This is a genomic window from Mesorhizobium sp. P2_D6 (genome assembly GCF_056404315.1).
On record NZ_JBFUEG010000017.1, the window covers coordinates 82,214 to 100,668 of the forward strand.

Annotated in this window: 20 protein-coding genes and 1 tRNA gene; 11 read left to right on the top strand and 10 right to left on the bottom strand. The window is 63.0% G+C overall.

Annotated features, from left to right (window positions below; genetic code table 11):
* Nucleotides 1-116: 116 nt before the first annotated feature.
* Together hfq and hflX are read left to right on the top strand one after the other, a co-directional pair.
* On the top strand, nt 117-362 hold the full coding sequence (gene hfq / locus AC1D1L_RS27175) for an RNA chaperone Hfq (protein WP_006202172.1): 246 nt from the start codon (nt 117-119) through the stop codon (nt 360-362).
* Nucleotides 363-1,754 (top strand): GTPase HflX, encoded by a 1,392-nt coding sequence (gene hflX / locus AC1D1L_RS27180; protein ID WP_477344356.1) that lies wholly within the window; start codon nt 363-365, stop codon nt 1,752-1,754.
* 6 nt (nt 1,755-1,760) lie between these two features.
* Here the strand turns inward: hflX and mazG are convergent, their stop codons facing one another.
* Nucleotides 1,761-2,585, bottom strand: coding sequence for a nucleoside triphosphate pyrophosphohydrolase (gene mazG / locus AC1D1L_RS27185; RefSeq protein ID WP_477344357.1), 825 nt, complete (start codon nt 2,583-2,585; stop codon nt 1,761-1,763).
* A gap of 80 nt (nt 2,586-2,665) precedes the next feature.
* Complete coding sequence (locus AC1D1L_RS27190; protein ID WP_477344358.1) at nt 2,666-3,850, bottom strand: amino acid aminotransferase; 1,185 nt, start codon at nt 3,848-3,850, stop codon at nt 2,666-2,668.
* A gap of 151 nt (nt 3,851-4,001) precedes the next feature.
* Here AC1D1L_RS27190 and AC1D1L_RS27195 point away from each other — a divergent pair, with 151 nt between their 5' ends.
* From AC1D1L_RS27195 to AC1D1L_RS27230, 8 genes are all read left to right on the top strand, one after another.
* Nucleotides 4,002-4,535 (top strand): sigma-70 family RNA polymerase sigma factor, encoded by a 534-nt coding sequence (locus AC1D1L_RS27195; protein WP_477344388.1) that lies wholly within the window; start codon nt 4,002-4,004, stop codon nt 4,533-4,535.
* Nucleotides 4,532-5,308, top strand: a complete 777-nt coding sequence (locus AC1D1L_RS27200) for an anti-sigma factor family protein (RefSeq protein ID WP_477344359.1) — start codon at nt 4,532-4,534, stop codon at nt 5,306-5,308. The genes AC1D1L_RS27195 and AC1D1L_RS27200 overlap by 4 nt, the downstream gene beginning before the upstream one ends.
* Nucleotides 5,309-5,331: 23 nt before the next feature.
* Nucleotides 5,332-6,048 (top strand): Bax inhibitor-1/YccA family protein, encoded by a 717-nt coding sequence (locus AC1D1L_RS27205; RefSeq protein WP_112561756.1) that lies wholly within the window; start codon nt 5,332-5,334, stop codon nt 6,046-6,048.
* A 181-nt stretch (nt 6,049-6,229) separates the two neighbouring features.
* Nucleotides 6,230-7,102 carry an aldose 1-epimerase family protein gene (locus AC1D1L_RS27210; RefSeq protein WP_477344360.1) on the top strand — a complete coding sequence of 291 codons (873 nt, stop codon included), beginning with the start codon at nt 6,230-6,232 and terminating at the stop codon, nt 7,100-7,102.
* Between the two features lie 93 nt (nt 7,103-7,195).
* Nucleotides 7,196-8,002 carry a DUF2066 domain-containing protein gene (locus AC1D1L_RS27215; RefSeq protein ID WP_477344362.1) on the top strand — a complete coding sequence of 269 codons (807 nt, stop codon included), beginning with the start codon at nt 7,196-7,198 and terminating at the stop codon, nt 8,000-8,002.
* 91 nt (nt 8,003-8,093) lie between these two features.
* The gene (locus tag AC1D1L_RS27220) at nt 8,094-8,420 is read left to right on the top strand and encodes a hypothetical protein (protein ID WP_477344363.1); all 327 of its coding nucleotides are present in this window, start codon (nt 8,094-8,096) and stop codon (nt 8,418-8,420) included.
* A complete protein-coding gene (locus AC1D1L_RS27225; protein ID WP_477344364.1) occupies nt 8,417-8,893 on the top strand; it encodes an NUDIX hydrolase in 477 nt (158 codons plus the stop codon). Before AC1D1L_RS27220 ends, AC1D1L_RS27225 begins: the two co-directional genes overlap by 4 nt.
* A gap of 189 nt (nt 8,894-9,082) precedes the next feature.
* Nucleotides 9,083-9,844, top strand: a complete 762-nt coding sequence (locus AC1D1L_RS27230) for a GNAT family N-acetyltransferase (protein ID WP_477344365.1) — start codon at nt 9,083-9,085, stop codon at nt 9,842-9,844.
* Nucleotides 9,845-9,857: 13 nt separating this feature from the next.
* Here AC1D1L_RS27230 and AC1D1L_RS27235 read toward each other — a convergent pair whose 3' ends face one another.
* From AC1D1L_RS27235 to AC1D1L_RS27270, 8 genes are all read right to left on the bottom strand, one after another.
* Nucleotides 9,858-10,676, bottom strand: a complete 819-nt coding sequence (locus AC1D1L_RS27235) for an MBL fold metallo-hydrolase (RefSeq protein ID WP_477344366.1) — start codon at nt 10,674-10,676, stop codon at nt 9,858-9,860.
* A 3-nt stretch (nt 10,677-10,679) separates the two neighbouring features.
* Nucleotides 10,680-11,468 carry a TatD family hydrolase gene (locus AC1D1L_RS27240; RefSeq protein ID WP_477344367.1) on the bottom strand — a complete coding sequence of 263 codons (789 nt, stop codon included), beginning with the start codon at nt 11,466-11,468 and terminating at the stop codon, nt 10,680-10,682.
* The gene (metG, locus tag AC1D1L_RS27245) at nt 11,468-13,021 is read right to left on the bottom strand and encodes a methionine--tRNA ligase (RefSeq protein ID WP_477344368.1); all 1,554 of its coding nucleotides are present in this window, start codon (nt 13,019-13,021) and stop codon (nt 11,468-11,470) included. Before metG ends, AC1D1L_RS27240 begins: the two co-directional genes overlap by 1 nt.
* 92 nt (nt 13,022-13,113) lie before the next feature.
* Entirely contained in the window at nt 13,114-14,169 is a 1,056-nt protein-coding gene (locus tag AC1D1L_RS27250; protein ID WP_477344369.1) for a DNA polymerase III subunit delta', read from the bottom strand.
* The gene (tmk, locus tag AC1D1L_RS27255) at nt 14,166-14,840 is read right to left on the bottom strand and encodes a dTMP kinase (protein WP_477344370.1); all 675 of its coding nucleotides are present in this window, start codon (nt 14,838-14,840) and stop codon (nt 14,166-14,168) included. Before tmk ends, AC1D1L_RS27250 begins: the two co-directional genes overlap by 4 nt.
* Before the next feature lie 76 nt (nt 14,841-14,916).
* Nucleotides 14,917-16,083 (bottom strand): D-alanyl-D-alanine carboxypeptidase family protein, encoded by a 1,167-nt coding sequence (locus AC1D1L_RS27260; RefSeq protein WP_477344371.1) that lies wholly within the window; start codon nt 16,081-16,083, stop codon nt 14,917-14,919.
* A gap of 102 nt (nt 16,084-16,185) precedes the next feature.
* A complete protein-coding gene (locus AC1D1L_RS27265) occupies nt 16,186-17,394 on the bottom strand; it encodes a septal ring lytic transglycosylase RlpA family protein (RefSeq protein WP_477344372.1) in 1,209 nt (402 codons plus the stop codon).
* A 200-nt stretch (nt 17,395-17,594) separates the two neighbouring features.
* A complete protein-coding gene (locus AC1D1L_RS27270; RefSeq protein WP_352558939.1) occupies nt 17,595-17,687 on the bottom strand; it encodes a putative RiPP precursor in 93 nt (30 codons plus the stop codon).
* Between the two features lie 254 nt (nt 17,688-17,941).
* On the opposite strand from AC1D1L_RS27270, the gene AC1D1L_RS27275 reads away from it, so the two are divergent.
* Nucleotides 17,942-18,031 (top strand) — tRNA-Ser (locus tag AC1D1L_RS27275).
* The last annotated feature ends 424 nt before the right edge of the window (nt 18,032-18,455 follow it).

Below are 18,455 nucleotides of genomic sequence, written 5' to 3' on the forward strand. Positions count from 1 at the left end.
TATCTCGTTCTGGTTGTCGTTACTGACGGCAAAGGGGTGTTTGCAAGCTTGACATGTGCCCGTTAATTTGGCGCATTGGCCTGCAAACCGAAGGGGATCGGCGAAAGACAAGAACAATGGCGGAACGATCGCAAAACCTTCAGGACCTGTTCCTGAATTCTGTTCGCAAGAGCAAAAATCCACTCACCATCTTTCTCATCAACGGCGTCAAGCTGACCGGCGTGGTCACTTCCTTCGACAATTTCTGTGTTCTGCTGCGCCGCGACGGCCACTCCCAGCTCGTCTACAAGCATGCCATTTCCACGATCATGCCGAGCCAGCCGGTTCAGATGTTCGATGGCGAGGAAAGCCAGGGCGCCTGATTGGCACGTGAGAAAGACGCGGACCGCAGCGTCCGCGGGAAACCAGCGCATCACCCCGGGACGGAAGCCAATGGTCCGACCCGGGCGGTTGTCATTGTGCCGGTGCTTACCCGGCACCAGCGCAGCGATGACGAAACAAACCGTCCGCGGCTGACGCGTTCGGCGGACGCCCGCCATGACGAAGCTGTCGGCCTTGCCCGCGCCATCAACCTTGATCTGATCCACACGGCGGTGGTGACCGTCAACGATCCACGCCCGGCAACCTTGCTCGGCAGCGGCAAGGTCGCGGAGTTCGCCGAGATCGTCAAAGAGGGTCACGCGGAGGTGGTCATCGTCGACCATCCGCTGACGCCGGTGCAGCAGCGCAATCTCGAGAAGGAATTCAACGCCAAGGTGCTGGACCGCACCGGGTTGATCCTAGAGATTTTTGGCGAACGCGCGCGGACCAAGGAAGGCACGCTGCAGGTCGAGCTTGCCCATCTCAACTACCAGAAGGGCCGCCTGGTGCGGAGCTGGACCCACCTTGAACGCCAGCGCGGCGGCGCCGGCTTCCTCGGCGGCCCCGGCGAAACCCAGATCGAGTCGGACCGGCGGCAGTTGCAGGAAAAGATCATCAAGCTCAAGCATGAGCTGGAAACGGTGCGCCGCACCCGCGACCTGCACCGCGCCAAGCGCAAGAAGGTACCGTTCCCAGTGGTGGCGATCGTCGGCTACACCAATGCCGGCAAGTCGACGCTGTTCAACCGGCTGACCGGAGCCGACGTGCTGGCCGAAGACATGCTGTTTGCCACGCTCGACCCGACGCTGCGCCGCGTGCGGCTGCCGCACGGCACGCCGATCATCCTGTCGGACACGGTCGGCTTCATTTCCGACCTGCCGACGCATCTGGTCGCCGCCTTCCGCGCCACGCTGGAAGAGGTGGTCGAGGCGGACCTGGTCATCCATCTGCGCGATATCTCCGATCCGGACACAGCGGCGCAAGCCGAGGATGTCGAACGCATCCTGGCCGATCTCGGCGTCGACGCCGGCGATACCAAGCGCGTCGTCGAGGTGTGGAACAAGGTCGACCTGCTCGACGACGGCAACCGGGAGCGCCTGCTTGCCGATGGCGCCGACAGCAACAAGGCGCCGCCGATCGCCATCTCGGCCATCACCGGCGAAGGCATCGATGCGCTGAAGGCGCTGATCGAGACCAGGATGTCGGGCGAGCTGAAAGAGCTGACGGTGACGATCGAGCCGGCCCAGTTTGGCCTCGTCGACTGGCTGTACCGCAACGGCGACATCGTTTCGCGCACCGACAATGACGACGGCAGCGCGACCATCTCGCTCCAGGCCACGCACGCCGCCCGGGAAGAGATCGAGAGCCGATTGCACCGTAAAAACAAGCAATAAGCGGGTTTATTTCGCGCCCTTGGCCTGCTGCCAGAGCGCTTCCATTTCGTCCAGCGTGGCGTTTGCGAGCGTGTTTCCCGAAGCCTCCAGCGCGCGTTCGACATAGTGAAAGCGCGAGCGGAACTTTTCATTGGTGCCGCTGAGCGCTGCTTCCGAATCGAGTTTGAGGTGACGTCCCAGATTGACGACGGCAAACAGCATGTCGCCGAACTCGTCCTGGATCTCAGCCGTTTCCCCCTTGGCCAGCGCCTCGCGCAATTCGCCGATCTCTTCCTCGATCTTGTCCAATATGGGTGCCGCCTCGCTCCAGTCGAAGCCGACCCGGGCTGCCTTCTCCTGCAGTTTCAGGGCCCGGGTTAGGGCGGGCAGGGCGACCGGCACGCTGTCCAGAAACCCCTTGCCATTGTCTTCCGGGTCGAGGCCGCGGGCGAGCCGGGCGCTTCGCTTTTCAGCCTTCTCCTCAGCCTTGATCTTTTCCCACATGCCCTTGGCCATGCCGGCGCTGCGCGCCTCTTCGTCGCCGAAGACATGCGGATGGCGGCGGATCATCTTGGTGGTGATGGCCTCAACCACATCGCCGAAGGCGAAGTCACCCGTCTCCTGCGCCATCTGCGCATGGTAGACGACCTGCAGCAGGAGATCGCCGAGTTCATCGCGCAGATCGTCGAGGTCGCCGCGCGCAATGGCGTCGGCGACCTCGTAGGCCTCCTCGATCGTATAGGGCGCGATGGTCGAGAAATCCTGCTCGATGTCCCAGGGACAGCCGGTCTTCGGCGCTCGCAGCGCGGCCATGATCTCGATCAGCCGGGAGATGTCTTTGGATGGCGTCATGCGGCGAATGCTATCCCGCTCCCCGTCGCTCGGCCAACGCTGTCAGCCGGTAGCCTAGCCTTGTCCACAGCCGAGCCGTATCAGTCGAGCACCGAGACAACCGCCTTGGCGAGATCGTCCATACCGTCCTCGGGCAGGCCGGCGACGTTGATGCGGCTGTCGCCGACCATGTAGACGCCGTACTCGGCCCGCAGCCGTTCGACCTGCGCCTCGGTGAGGCCAAGCCTTGAAAACATGCCGCGATGGCTGGCGATGAAATCGAAGCGGTCGGAATTGGATTGCCGGCGCAGTGCGTCGGCGAACTGGACACGCAGTTTCAGCATGCGCAGCCGCATTTCCTCAAGCTCCGCCTCCCAGTCGGCGCGAAGGCCATCGTCTTCCAGCACCATGCGCACGGCCGCCGCGCCATGGTCCGGCGGCATCGAATACATGGCGCGCGCCGCCGCCAGCATCTGGCTCATCGCCACATCGGCTTGCACGCTATCCTTGGCCAGGATCATCGCCGCGCCGACGCGATCACGGTAGACGGCAAAGTTCTTCGAGCAGCTCGAGGCAACGACCATTTCCGGAACCTTCGAGGCCAGCAGGCGCAGACCGGCGGCATCGGCATCGAGGCCCTCGCCAAAGCCCTGATAGGCAATGTCGACAAAGGGCAACAGCCCGCGCTCGGCGACAAGGTCGGTGACCTTGGCCCATTGCGCGGCGTCGAGATTGGCGCCGGTCGGGTTGTGACAGCAGCCATGCAGCAGCACGATGTCGCCGGCCTCGGCTGTACCCAGCGCCGCCAGCATGTCGTCGAAACGCACCGCCCCGGAAGCCGCATCGAAATAGGGATAGTCGCGCACCTTGAGGCCGGCGCCGCGCATCACCGGCGGATGGTTTGGCCAGGTCGGGTCCGACAGCCAGACGGTCGCGTCGGTGCGGGTCCGCTTCAAAAGCTCGGCCACCAGCCGTAGCGCGCCGGAGCCGCCCGGCGCCTGCGCCGCGCGAATGCGCGTCATGTCGGCTGCGGGGCCGAAAGCCAGCTTGACCATCGCCGTGTTGAAGCCGGTGTCGCCGGGAAGACCGAGATAGGTCTTGGTGTCCTGGCCCTGCAGCAGCCGCTTCTCCGCCTCGCGCAAAGCGCGCATGACCGGCGTCTTGCCGTCGCGGTCCTTGTAGACGCCGACGCCGAGGTCGATCTTGCCGGGGCGCGGATCGGCGCGGTAGAGGCCGATCAGGGCGATGATCTTATCGGCGGGGGCGGGTTGCAGGGTCTCGAACATCAATACGGCTCCAATGGCGGCGGATTGATACGCAAAGCGGCCGCGTTTCGCCAGCGCTTTCATGTGAGTCAGCTGCCATGGCGTACAGCCACGACGTAAAAAGATTTGGGGGGCGAGGGATTAAGATCTCCACATGCTCCGTAAACAGGGCATGAAACGATCGATGCCACGCTTCGATATAGTTGGACAGCTGGGTTCGCTGCGGCGCTATGCACGTTCGCTGACGCGCGACAGCAGTGACGCCGAGGATTTGGTGCATGACGCGCTGGTGCGCGCCTATGAGCGGCGCGGCACATTCCGTTCTGGCGGCAATTTGCGGGCATGGCTGCTGTCGATCGTCCACAACGCATTCATCGACAAGATGCGCTCGCGCCGTTCGGAAGCGGCGCGCGTCGAGCAGGCCGGCTATCTCACCCATTCTAGCACGCCGGCGCCGCAGGAACATTCCGTGCGCCTGGCGCAGGTGCGCGAGGCCTTTTTCAGCCTGCCGGAAGAGCAGCGTTCGGCACTGCATCTGGTCGCCATCGAGGGCCTTTCCTACCAGGAGGCTGCCGACGCCAGCGGGGTGCCGCTGGGCACGCTGATGTCGCGCATCGGCAGGGCGCGCGCGGCGCTGCGCTCGATGGAGAGCGCTCTCCCTTCGCCGACCAAGAACCATCTGAGGATCGTGGGAGACCCGTCATGACCGAACTGTTGCGGGACCCGGTGACCGATACCGACCTCGACGCCTATGTCGACGACCAGCTGGATGTCGCGCGCCGCATCGAGGTCGAAGCGTTTCTGTCGGCTCGTCCGGAGGCAGCGGCGCGGGTGATGTCCGATTTGAGGACGCGCGACGAGTTGCGCCTCGCGCTGGCCGCTTCCACAGGCATGGCGCGGCCGGCGACGACTGAAGTCGCGCGCCGGCTGGGCAGGGGGCTGGCCAGTCGCCGCGTCTTCGCCGTGCTGCAACGAGCGGCCGCGGTCGCCGTCTTTGTCGGCGCCGGCTGGCTGGCGAACGGGCTGTTCGGTCCGCTGCTGGTGACCAAGGTGGTGGCTTCGCCGACGCCGCCCGCCTATGTCGAAGAAGCGATCCGGGCGCACAGGACGACACTCATGCGCGAGACGATGCCCTCGCAGCTCGAGGCGCCGAACTACAACGCCGATGAGATTCGCGCCGCGACCGCGATCGTCATGCCGTCGCTGCCGAAAGACTGGAAGATCCGCGACGTGCAGATCTATCCGTCGCGGTTCGGGCCAAGCGTCGAGGTGGCGCTGGAGACGAAGGACATGGGGCTGGTCTCGCTGTTTGCGATCCGTCCCGGAACCTTCGACGTGGTCAAGCCTGCCATCGCACCCTCGGGCGACATTTCCTCGGCCTATTTCCAGATCGGCGAGGTCGCCTACGCGGTCGTTGCGCGCAGCGATGTCCATGACCTCGACCGTGCCGCCGAAACGCTCGCCAAAACGCTTTACTGAGACCTCACATAAGGAGAACCCGCATGAATACCCCTGATCTCGGCTATCGCATGGGCGCTGGCGCCCGCGCCGGCGCCGTCTATGACGAAGGCCTGCGCAGCCACATGCTGCGCGTCTACAACTATATGGGTATCGGCCTCGTCGTCACCGGCCTCGTCGCCTTCATGGTCGCCTCGACGCCGGCTCTCTACGTGCCGATCTTTTCCAGCCCGTTGAAATGGGTGGTGATGCTGGCGCCGCTCGCCTTCGTGCTGCTGTTCTCGTTCAAGATGCAGACGATGTCGGCGGCCAGCGCCCAGGCGATGTTCTGGGCCTTCTGCGCGGTGATGGGCCTGTCGCTGGCTTCGGTGTTCCTGGTTTTCACCGGCACCAGCATCGCGCGCACCTTCTTCATCACCGCCACCATGTTCGGCGCCACCAGCCTCTACGGCTACACGACCAAGCGTGACCTGACCCAGTTCTCGTCGTTCCTGATCATGGGTCTGATCGGCGTGGTGATCGCCAGCGTCGTCAACATCTTCCTCGGCTCGACCGCGCTGCAGTTCGCCATCTCGGTGATCGGCATCGCCGTGTTCGTCGGCCTGACCGCCTGGGACACGCAGACGATCAAGGAGCAGTATGCCGAGAATTTCGACGCGGAATCGCAGCAGAAGCTTGCCGTCTTCGGCGCGCTGTCGCTCTATTTGAACTTCGTCAACATCTTTCAGCTGTTGCTGAATTTCACCGGCGAACGCGAATAGTCCGGACCGTAGCAGGCAACAATCTCGATCTTGCAGTGGCCGGGGAACCCTCCGGCCACTGTTGTTTTGCGTAGAGTCATTCATCGCGGCTCTGTGAGGAAGTGCAGTGTCCCTGCCACCCTTTGAGTCCACGCGGGCTTTTGCTAACTTGCCGGCTGCACGCAGCTCTCCGCGGGGACGCATGGAACAAGTAACGCTTCACGGCGACGGCATCTCGGCAACCATCGTCGGGCAGGGGGCTGAACTGGTCTCCTTGCGCAACGCCGAGGGCCTGGAGCTTTTGTGGCAGGCCGGACCGGAATGGCGGCGGCATTCGCCGGTGCTGTTTCCGATCGTCGGCCGGCTGAAGGGCGACCAACTGCGCCATCGCGGCCAGGTCTATCTGCTGACCCAGCACGGCTTCGCTCGAGACAAGCCGTTTGCTTGGGCTGAGACGGGTCCCCGGTCCTGCACCCTGGTGCTGACCGGCGATGCCGACACCCGTGCGCGCTATCCCTTCGCGTTTCGCCTGGCGGTCACCTACACGCTGGAACGCCGGCGGCTCGATATTTCCTTCGACATTACTAACACCGGCGACGAGACGCTGCCGGCCTCGGTCGGGGCGCATCCTGCCTTCAACTGGCCACTGCAGGCGGACCTCGCCAAGACCGACTACCACCTGACCTTCGCCCAGGACGAGCCGGCGCCGATCCGCCGGCTGAAGGATGGCCTGGTGCTTGCAGCACCCCAGCCGACGCCCATCGAAGGCAAGACGCTGGCGCTCTCCGAACGGTTGTTCGATGCAGACGCCGTGATCCTCGACCGGCCGGCCAGCGCGAGCGTGCATTATGCCGCCGCGCACGGTCCGGCGATCGAGGTGGCGTGGCAAGGCTTTAAGGAACTGGGGATCTGGTCCAAGCCCGGCGGCGCGCCGTTCCTGTGCATCGAACCCTGGCACGGCCTTTCCAGCCCCGTCGATTTTGACGGCGAGTTCTCGGACAAACCGGGAATAATGCTGATCGCGCCTGGAGAGAAGCGTGTGCTGAGCTACCAGATAAGGCTGACGTCCCCCTGAACTGACGTTGCGCTCCCAAGCGCTTGAATTTCCCTGAAATGGTCCGGAATATACATCCAACGGATATTCTGGAGCTTTCGGGAGGAACGGCTCATGCCTGAATGCTTGAAATTCAGGGTTGTGGCAGCGGTGCTGGCTGGGCTGATTGCCTTTCCGGTCGCTGCCGCCGATATCGGCCGCGCCAGCCTCTACCGCGCGCAATCGGTGACCAGCGGCACTGGCGAGGAGAACCGGACCTGGGGCCTGGCGCCGTGCCTTGAAGAAGTGCTGGTCAAGGTTTCCGGTGACCCGCGGCTGATCGGTGATCCGCGTGTGACGGAGATGAGCCGGCACGCAGCCGACTACGTCACTGATATCGACTACCGGGACCTTCTCAACAACCGTCCGCCACATGACGAGCAGGGCACCCATGACCGGCCAAAATACATCACCGCCGATTTCGATCCAGACAAGATCGATGCCTTGCTGGCGTCACTCGGGCGCAAACCGTGGCCGGTGCCGCGGCCGGCAATCGTCGCATTGCTCGACATAAAGCCGATGAAAGGCGACGGCTTTACGCTGGTGCGCGATGGCGGGGGCGAACTCGCAGCGGATATGCGTGTCGCATTGGCGGACGCCGCATACCGGACCGGCTTGCCGCTGGAGCTTCCCAAACCGCAAGACGTCGCGCTTGCCGACGTGACCCAAACCCTGGATGCCGATGCTCTGCTTGCCGGCACGTTGGCGTGGCGCCCGGAAGCGCTGGGCTGGGTCGGCGACTGGCGGCTTGCCTCCAAGGGCAAGGAATACCGCTGGCAGGTGCGCGGCGTCAGCTTCGACGACGCGTTCCGCAACGCTGTGCGCGGGACGCTGCAAATCCTGTCGGGTAACGGAGAGCCGGAGGCCGTCACGCCGCACTGATCTACGCGCTTTCCTCGGTGCGAAGGGCGGTCCATTGCGGACATGAGTTGGCCGTGCACATTTGGTTCTTGCATTGCCTTCTGGAGGAACAATGTTGCCGAAATTCTCCTCGCGGGCAGGGTTCCTTGTCGGCCTCGGCATCACGCCCATCGCCTTCTTCTTGGCACTCTATTCGGCCGGATCAGGGCATGGAGACTATGTGCTGGCGCGGCTTCTCTACCCGGTTCCCATGCTGGCAACGCTGTTGACCGACACAACCATCACCGGCCTTTCGATCGGATTGGCGGCGCTGCAGTTTCCTGCCTACGGGGCATTTGTTGCTCGGGGCGGGCGTTTCTGGTGGCCGGCGCTGGGCGTCTTCCACCTTGCTGCAATCGTAGCGGCGTTCAGCGGCGCTCTAGAAAGTTTTTCGCGATGAAATCGCCGAAAGTCATAAGTGATATGACGAAGAAAAACCGTACCGTTACCGTCGGCGCATTGCTGGTGAACCATGACCGGAAGGTCTTGATGGGTCTTCGTGCCGCCTGGAAGAAAGCATGGCCGGGGCATTGGGACACGATTGGCGGCCGCGTTGAAGGCGGCGAGACGCTGGAAGCGGCACTCGTGCGCGAGGTTCAGGAAGAAGTTGGAGTGACACCAACAAAATTCCATTGGATGGAATGCATCGAAGAGCGCCATCCGCAGCTCTATGGCGCCGCGTTGCATCACGTTTTCGAGGTGTCCGGCTGGGACGGTGGCGATCCCCGCAACATCTGCGAGGAACACACCGAGATTCGTTGGTTCGATATCGAGGACCTCCAGCATCTCTCAAATCTGGTGGATTGCGATTATCCGCGCCTCGCGAACCTCGCTGTTTCGACAATGCGCGAAAGCTCAGTGCGGCGCGAATAGTGAAGGGGCGGTTTGCCGCTGCCGCCAAAGCTCCATTTGGCTATGGCCGCCACCACATCTGAAAGTCGCATAAGATAGATTATGGAACTTATGCGTTGGGCCGTGGCCGGGAATTGCCGCTGATTTTCATGGGCTTGGCACGATCGATCCGTGTTGCCTTGAGCTGATAGCCAACGCTACGCTGCATGGATGACAACAGCAAAGCGTGACATCGAAGCGGCGATCGAAGTGTTCGTGCATGGCTTCAGCACCGACAAAAGCGGCACCTTTCCGTACGAGGCCAGCCGCGTCGGACCGTTGTGGCTGATGCGCGATGCCGAGCGCAAGAATCCTCGCGACTATCGCGGCGAAGAATGGGTCGTCCATGATGTCGCTGCCGAGGAAGCCGATGCGATCGCGCGGCAGCACGCGCGGTCAAGCTTTGCTGTTTCGGTCGTGATCGCCAGTGACGAACCGGATCAGCCGGTGCGAACCGCCTACAAGGCTCTCGGCTACCGGCTGCTGCGGACGGAAGGTTTCTTCGTCCAGCCATTGCGTCAGATCCCGGATCCGCCAGCCGCTATCTCGATCGAGCGTGTGCGGACAGTCGAACGGGCGGCGCAGCTGGCAAAGATCGTGCGCAGGCGGCCGATCGCGGCCGATCTGCTCGGCGACAGCGCGCCGTTCCGCCAATATGTGGCGCTCGATGGTGACGCTATCGTCGGGCGCGTGCGCAGCATAGACGCCGTCGGCGCCACCTGGTGCGCGGCCATGTATGTCGAGCCCTCGCACCGGCGCCGCGGCATTGACCAGGCGCTGATGTCAAAAATGCTGCATGACGACCGGGCGCGCGGATCGCGGTGCTCGATGCTGTTGGCGACGCATGCCGGAGCGCTGCTTTATCCCCGCATGGGCTATGAGCGGATTGGAACGCTGCTGATCTTCGCACCGAAGAGCCGACCGCCCTTATGAAAAGTCGTTCGTATCACGCTGATTCATAAGGAATTTCGATCACCATGCCGTCATAGGCCGGCACCACGGTGTCCGGCGTCTCGGCCATCACCGTGGCATAGTCGAGCGGCACATGCATATGCGTCAGCACGGCCTGTTTCGGGGTCAGTTTTTCAATCCAGCCAAGCGCCTGGCCGAGCGACAAATGGCTGGGATGGGTGTTGTACTGCAAGGCATCGATGACCAGCATCTCCAGCCCGCGCAGCCGCTCGGCGGTAGTGTCGGGGAAGTCGCTGATATCAGGGCAATAGGCGAGCTTGCCGATGCGAAAGCCGAGCGAAATAATGTCGCCATGGATCTGCGGCAGCGGCTCAAGGGTGAGGGCACCGCCCTCGCCTTCGACCGTCACCGGTCTTGCATGATCGATGATGTGAGGCCTGACGATCGGCGGATAGGAACTGCCCAGCGGCGTCTCGAAGCAATAGCTGAAGGCCTCGCGTAGCCTAAGCATCGTCGGCTGGTCAGCGTGGACATCGATCAGATGGCGCTGTTCGAGCACGTAGCCGCGCAGATCGTCGATGCCGTGGATGTGGTCGGCGTGCGGATGCGTATAGACGACGGCGTCGATGCGCCGGACCGCCGCCATCAGCATCTGCTCACGGAAATCAGGCCCGGTGTCGATGACGACGGTGGTTTTGGATCCATTTGCCGCAATTCGCTCGACCAGTGCCGCCGAGCGTGTGCGCCGGTTCTTCGGATTGGCCGGGTCGCAATTGCCCCAGTCGCCGGTGATGCGCGGCGTGCCGGGCGACGAGCCGCATCCGAGAATGGTGAGGCGCAGCCGGTCGCTCATGCGTCAGAGGCCGGCAGGCCGCGGCATCTTGCCGAACAGCCGGAAGAAATTCGCCGTCGTCAGCGTCGCGATCTCGGCCTCGTCAACGCCGATCGTCTCGGCCAGCACCTTGGCCGTGTGCGCGACGTAGGCCGGCTCGTTGCGCTTGCCGCGAAACGGCACCGGCGCGAGATAGGGCGCGTCGGTCTCGACCAGCAGCCGGTCATGCGGCACATCGGCAGCGATGGCGCGCAATTCGGCCGAGTTCTTGAAGGTCAGGATGCCCGAGAAGGATACATAACCGCCAAGCACCACGCCCACTTCGGCCAGCCGGCGTCCGGAGGAAAAACAATGCAGGATGAAGGGGAAGGCGCCCTTCCCTGTTTCGTCCTCGAGGATCGCTGCCATGTCGTCATCGGCATCGCGCGAATGTATGACCAGCGGCAGGCCGGTCTCGCGCGCGGCTGATATGTGGGTGCGAAAGCCCTGCGCCTGCGCATCGCGCGGCGCCTTGTCGTAGAAATAGTCGAGCCCGGCCTCACCGATCGCCACCACTTTGGGATGCGCGGACAGGCGCACAAGCTCCTCGGACGTCACATCCAGCTCTTCGCCAGCATTGTGCGGATGGGTGCCGACCGAGCAGTAGACCTCTTCGAAACTCTCCGCGATCTCAAGCACTTGCTGAAACCGCTTCACACGTGTCGAGATGGTCACCATGCGGCCAATGCCGGCGGCCTTCGCGCGGGCGACGATGGCCGCCCGCTCCTCGGCGAAGTCCGGAAAATCGAGATGGCAATGGCTGTCGACGAGCATCAGGCGCTCGCCTCCGGCTTTTCGACGTAGCGCGGAAACACGCCTTCCGGTGCGGGCAATGGCGTGCCGGACACAAGGGCATAGTCGGCATGGACATGCGCGAACTGGCGCGTGTCCGCCGGCACCGCCAGCAGGTCGAGCAGCTTGGCCGCCGAACCCGGAATGTAGGGCTGGCTCAGCAGTGCCACGCGCCGCACGATCTCGGCGGTCGTCCACAGCACTGTTTCCATCCGCGCCGGATCGGTCTTTTTCAGCGCCCAGGGTGCCTGCGCGGCGAAGTAACGATCGGCTTCAGCCACCACGCCGAAGATTGCCGCCAGCGCCAGATGGATGCCCTGCTCCGCCATCGCCTTGCGCGCAGTGGCAAGCGCCTCAACCGCCTGGTCGAGGATCGCACTGTCGGCTTCGGTCAGCTCGCCGCGCTGCGGCACCACGCCGCCGCAGTTCTTGGCGATCATCGACAGCGAGCGCTGCGCCAGATTGCCAAGGCCATTCGCGAGGTCGGCATTGGTGCGGTTGACGATCGCTTCATGGCTGTAGCTGCCGTCCTGACCGAACGGCACCTCGCGCAGGAAGAAATAGCGCACCTGGTCGACACCGTAGTGCTCGACCATGGTGAACGGGTCGACGACATTGCCGACCGACTTCGACATCTTCTCGCCGCGGTTGAACAGGAAGCCGTGCCCAAAGACGCGCTTCGGCAGCGGGATGCCAGCCGACATCAGGAAGGCCGGCCAATAGATGGCGTGGAAGCGCACAATGTCCTTGCCGATGATATGCGCATCGGCCGGCCAGAACTTCCATTTCTCATCCTTTTCATCGGGATAGCCGACGCCGGTGATGTAATTGGTCAGGGCGTCGACCCAGACATACATCACATGCTTTTCGTCGCCCGGCACCGGCACGCCCCAGTCGAACGTGGTGCGCGAGATCGACAAATCCTTCAGCCCGGATTTGACGAAGCTCATCACCTCATTGCGCCGCTCGGCCGGCCCGATGAAATCGGGCTGGCTTTCGTAGAGCGCGATAAGCTTGTCCTGATAGGCCGAGAGGCGGAAGAAATAGCTTTCTTCCTCGACCCATTCGACCGGCGTTCCCTGCGGCCCGTAGCGGATGTCGTCAGGGCGGACTTCGGTTTCCTCCTCGCCGTAATAGGCTTCGTCGCGCACCGAGTACCAGCCGGCATAGCCGCCCTTGTAGATGTCGCCATTGGTGTCCATCGCCTTCCAGATCGCCTGCGAGGACGCGTAATGCCGCTCTTCGGTGGTGCGGATGAAATCGTCGTTGGAAGCGTTGAGCACGGTCGCCATCTTGCTGAATTCGGCCGCGTTGCGGTCGGCGAGCTCACGCGCGGAAATACCTTCGCGCCTGGCCGTCTGCAGCATCTTGATGCCGTGCTCGTCAGTGCCGGTGAGGAAGAAAACGTCCCTGCCGTCGAGCCGCTGGAAGCGGGCGAGCGCGTCGGTGGCGATCAGCTCGTAGGCATGGCCGATATGCGGCTTGCCGTTCGGATAGGAAATCGCGGTCGTGATGTAGAATGTGGCGCGTGACATGAATGAACCGTCATGAATGTCCGAATTGAATGTGAGGCGGTGGATATCGCATCGAGACGGCGATTGCCATCCCGACCCGAAGCCGGATCCGGTCACATTCGCATTGCGGAATTCAGGCGGTCGATCATGGTCAAGGCGTGCTGCTTCTTGTCGAGATTGTAGGTGTCGGTCTCAGATATAGCGTTCAGCGCCTCGTGCCAAGTGTCCGACAGGGTTTTCGCCCGCTTGAGGTCGCCGGCGAGCGCTGCTTCGCTGGCGCCCGCCGAGAGCAGATCCAGCGCGCGGCGGTTGAAGATGTCGAACTGGATCGCCTGGTCGCGGCCGGCGACGGCCTCGGCAAGGCGATAGGCGCCGGCGACGTCGCTCTTGCCTGCGGTCACCAGGGCGTCGAGCGTGCCGGCGATCTCCAGCCCGCCATATTGTGTCAACAGGATCGCATTGCGGGCGCTGCCCCCTGCCCGTTCGGCCAGTGCCGCGCGCGCCGCCGGATCGGCTGGCGGCGGCGGCTCCACAGTTTCCAGAACGCTCATCAGGCTGCCGGCATCGAGTGGCGCCAACCGCACCATCTGGCAGCGCGAGCGGATCGTCGGCAACAGGCTGCCCGGCGCATGGACGATGAGGATGAACAGTGTGCGGGTCGGCGGCTCCTCGAGATTCTTCAGCAAGGCATTGGCTGCGTTGGTGTTCATGTCGTCGGCCGGATCGACGATCACCACCCGGTAGCTGCCGTCATGCGAGGTCAGCGACAGGAAGCGGTTGACCTTACGGATTTCATCGACGGTGACGACCGTCTTGAAGCTCTTGGTCTTGTCGTTCAGCGGCCGCGTCAGATGCAGCACGCCGGGATGCGCCCCGGTGGCGATCTGGCGAAACAGCGATGAGGCCGGGTCGGGAACGGCAAATATTTCCGGCGCCGTTTCGAAGGACGGATGCTTCAACAGATGATGCGCAAGGTGAAAGGCAAGCGTTGCCTTGCCGATGCCGACCGGCCCGGCAAAGATCAGCGCATGCGGCAGTTTTCCCGAGCGATAAGCGGCGGCGAGCATCGCGGCCGCCTGCTCATGGCCGACCAGGCGCAGCGTCTCGGATGGCTCCGGCACGCCGTCCAGCGTGTCGTGCTGTTCGGGAGCAATGCGTTCGAAGATCATGCGGGCGCCGCCTGTCTGTTGCGCGCGGGCGCCCTCGCCTCAAGTGCTGCGAACACGGCCGCGGTGATGACATCCTCCACCGTATCGGGAGGCGCCGACGCGTCGATGACGATGCAGCGGTCCGGCTCGGCGGCGGCAATCGCCAGGAAGGCGTCGCGGCGGCGCTGGTGGATGTCCAGCGTCTCCTTTTCGAAGCGGTCCGGGCCGTCGCCGGCGCCACGCCGCGCGGTGGCGCGCCGCAGGCCCTCAGTGGGGTCGATGTCGAGGATCAGCGTCATATCAGGCATCATGCCGTTGATGGCGACCTCTTCCAGGGCTTCCATGAAGGCCGGATCGAGGCCGCCGGTGACGCCCTGGTAGACGCGGGACGAGTCCAGGAAGCGGTCACACAGCACGATGGAGCCGCGCTCGACCGCCGGCCGGATGACCTGCTCGACATGATCGGAACGCGCGGCCGCGAACAGCAGCGCCTCCATCTTCGGCCCGAATGGCTCGGCGGCGCCGGAAAGCAGGACATGTCTTACCGCCTCGGCACCGGGTGATCCCCCGGGTTCGCGGGTGACGAGAACATCATATTTTTTGGCGCGCATCTTCCTGGCCAGCCGCTCGATCTGCGTCGACTTGCCTGCGCCCTCGCCGCCTTCGAAGGTGATGAAAAATCCGCGCGCCAACCGAAAGGCCTTTGTCCTGTTTTGCGCTGACGTCATAGTCCGGACCTTATCAAAGGTCCACGATTCTGACGCTGCTTTAACGCAACCAGCCGACGGCCAGTTCCTTGGCGGCATCGAACGCGCGTTGCGGCAGCGTGCCGACGCCGACCGATTCGGCGGCGAAAAGCGGCGTCTCCTGGCTCAGCGTGTCGCCGATCCAGACGCGCAGCGTACCGACGGGCTGGCCTTCCTCCACCGGCGCTGACACTGGCCCCTGATAGACGATCTTTGCGGTCAGCTTGTCGCGGTTGGCGATCGGCAACAGCACGTTGATTGGAGCTTTTGCCTTCAGCGCCACGCCGGATTTGGCGCCGCCGAACACCTGGGCCTCGCCGACCACTTCATTGCTGGCGAAAATCTCGGTCTTCTCGAAGGACCGGACGCCCCATTCGAGCAGCTTTCGCGCTTCCTCGGCGCGTTCGCGATCATTCGCCAGTCCGCTCATCGCAGCGATCACCCGCGTTCCGTCATGGCTGACCGAGCCGACAATGCCGAAACCGCCCGCCTCGCTTGCACCGACCGCCAGCCCGTCAGCGCCGATGCCCATGGCCAGCAACGGGTTGCGGTTCCTTTGCGAGATCTTGTTCCAGGTGAAATCGGCCCGGCCATAATAGAGGTAGAGCTCAGGGTATTCGCGCCACATATGCAGGCCAAGCTGCGTCAGTTCGCGCACCGTCGTCTGCTGACCATCGGCCGGCAGGCCGGTCGAATTGACGAATGTCGATTTCACCAGCCCGATCTGGCGGGCACGATCGTTCATCTGCGCGGCGAAATTCTCTTCGGAGCCCGCCATGCCCTCGGCCAGCACCATGCAGCCGTCATTGGCGGCCTGTATGGTGACACCCTGGATCAGGTCCTCGACCCGGACCGCCGATTTGAGCTTGGCGAACATGGTCGACGTTCCCGACGGGGCGCCGCCCTTGCGCCAGGCATTCTCCGAGACCACGAAGGTGTCGTCGAGGGTCATGCGCTTCGACTTGATGGCGTTGAAGACCATTTCCATGGTCATCAGCTTGGCCATCGAGGCCGGCGGGATCGGTTGGTCGGCATCCTTGGAAAACAGCACCGTGCCGGTTTCGCCATCGATCATGAAAGCCTGCGTGGCCTTGGTCTCAAAAAGCTGCGCGTTGGCCGGAACCAGCGCGGCCAACAAAAGGCCAAGACCCAAAAGCCCGGCAAAAGGGTGGACAAGGCGAAATCGCATGAGAGGCTCGACCGTTGGCCTGCAGGAAACGTGCCGCAAGGCTATCAGGCTTCTTCCCGGCGGATCAACCGCGCAATGGGAAAACCGGCATGCCGTTGTTGATCAGTCGCGCACAGCCAGCGCATCCGGCGCGCCATGCGACCACGCCGCGCGCAGGAGGTCGTCGACATTGCCGTGGCCATCCGGATAGAGATTGACCGCGTACCAGTCATTGCCGTCGAGTTCGGTGCTCTGGATTTCGGTTCTGCCGAAGGGTTTTAGGGCTTCAGCCACCCGCTTTGCCTCGGCGGCATCGTCGAACGAGCCCGCCGCGACATAGTCGGAAACAGCAGGCGCCGCCTGCGGGTTGGATTTCTTCCACGATTGCAGGATATCGGCCGGCGACATGCCCTGGTCATCGAGTGCGGCAAAGACGTCGGCGCGCTGCACGCGTTCATCCGCATAGGACAGCGAGGCCACGGCAAAGGGCGTCTCCGGCCGCTGAGGCACGATCGGCCCGAATTCAGGCAGCGTCACATCGCCGAAAGCCGGCGCCTGCACCGACATCACCGGCTGTGCTTCGGTGCCGGAATTGGTCAGCTGGCCGGGGAACGGCACGGCGGCGGCGCCGACTGGCAGGCTTGGCGAAGGTCCGTTCATCGCAACCATCACGCCGGTCGGCAAACCATCCGACGGGTCCGGTATGCGATTGCCAGGATGGTAGGAAGCCATCAGATACTGGTCATCGTCGCCGTCGAGCGGCGCGCGGCCGACATATTCGACCTTGACCTTGGCGGTGCCGACCTTGGCGTAGTCGAGCATCTGCGCGGCACGCTCCGAGACGTCTATAATGCGGCCTTCATGGTACGGGCCGCGGTCGTTCACGCGCACGATAACCGAACTGCCGGTTTCAAGGTTGGTGACGCGGGCATAGCTCGGCAGCGGCATGGTCGGATGCGCCGCCGTCAGATGCGTCATGTCGTACACTTCACCATTGGCTGTGAGACGACCGTGGAAGGCATCGCCATACCAGGAGGCGAGACCGACCTTGGCGTAGCGCTTGTCTTCCTTGGGGTAATACCACTTGCCCCGCACCTGATAGGGCTTGCCCAACTGGTCGCGGCCGCCGCCGCGCCGCATATATTGGACGCGCGGGCTGGCTTTCACGCCGTACTCTGTCTCGGCAAAATATTCCTTCGAGCGAGGCTTCTTGTAGACCATCGCTTTCGACTCGGACTGCGGCGACGCGCAGGCGGCCAGTAACGCAGCCGAAAGAGCGCACAAGACCAAAGCAGGAGCGCAACGAAGACGCCGATGCGTCGTGGTCTGCATGTTTTCAGATGTCCCCTACCGTATCGACACAGGCACCGTTTTTAGAATCTCGGCGGAGCCAGAGCAGCAATGCCTGCGACGCGCCAATCCCCATCCCCTTTTTGCGCAGGAATTGTTTATCAGCGTATTAATCGATTGTGTCCGGAACCGGGCAGGATTGTGGCGGCGGCTGCACCACTGCCGACGTCAGCCCGTATCCGTCATTGCGGCTCGATGGAGGGGATTTCCTGCGCTGTCACATGCGACAGCCTCTGGCGCTTTACCAGGATCGGTTTCTCGTAGGTCTTTTTCATGGTTTCCCCACTTGCTCCTGTATTTGGCAAGCACAGATTGGCCGGTGTTTCGCCGCATTGTCAAATGTTCGGGACAGAACAAGCGGCTCCTGTCATGTTTCGGCAGATATTCGATGCCGACAATTTTGCGCTGTTGACAGGCCTTTGCAGCGCGCACTAGAGCAATGAAACGCGCATGATCTCCTTTCGCTGCTGCTTCCGGCAGCTAGGAGCGGCGATCAGGACGAGCGCGCAAGTGATTGAAAAATCACGACGGAGGGATGGCCGAGCGGTTTAAGGCACCGGTCTTGAAAACCGGCGTGGGTGTAAGCCCACCGTGGGTTCGAATCCCACTCCCTCCGCCACTAGCGTTGATTTTGCTATGTTTTTTGGCTTTTTTATCCTGTTGTCATAACCAAGAAAAGCCGTTAGCGGCTAAACCCTTTATGAGATCCGGTAGCGCCTTCGTTTAGGCCGACGACACCTTCGCACAATTGAGGAACGGCGCCGCTGTGGTAGTTTTCCAAATGCCGGCCATCTCCTCCCTACCAAGCGATGGCGGTACCAAGCTCCCCCCGAGCTTGAAATCAACCCGCTGCCTCCCTCCCCCAGGCAGCGGGTTTTTTGGCGCAAAAGAGGTACAAAAAGCCCCGCCGAAGCGGGGCTTGTCGTTTGCGATGTCGCTAATGCAAATACCCCAATAGCCACAGAATGATGATGATCGGTATCGGGATCCCGAGGAGCCAAAGCAGTCCGCCTCGCAGCATGATTTCCTCCCTTAGTTGTTGG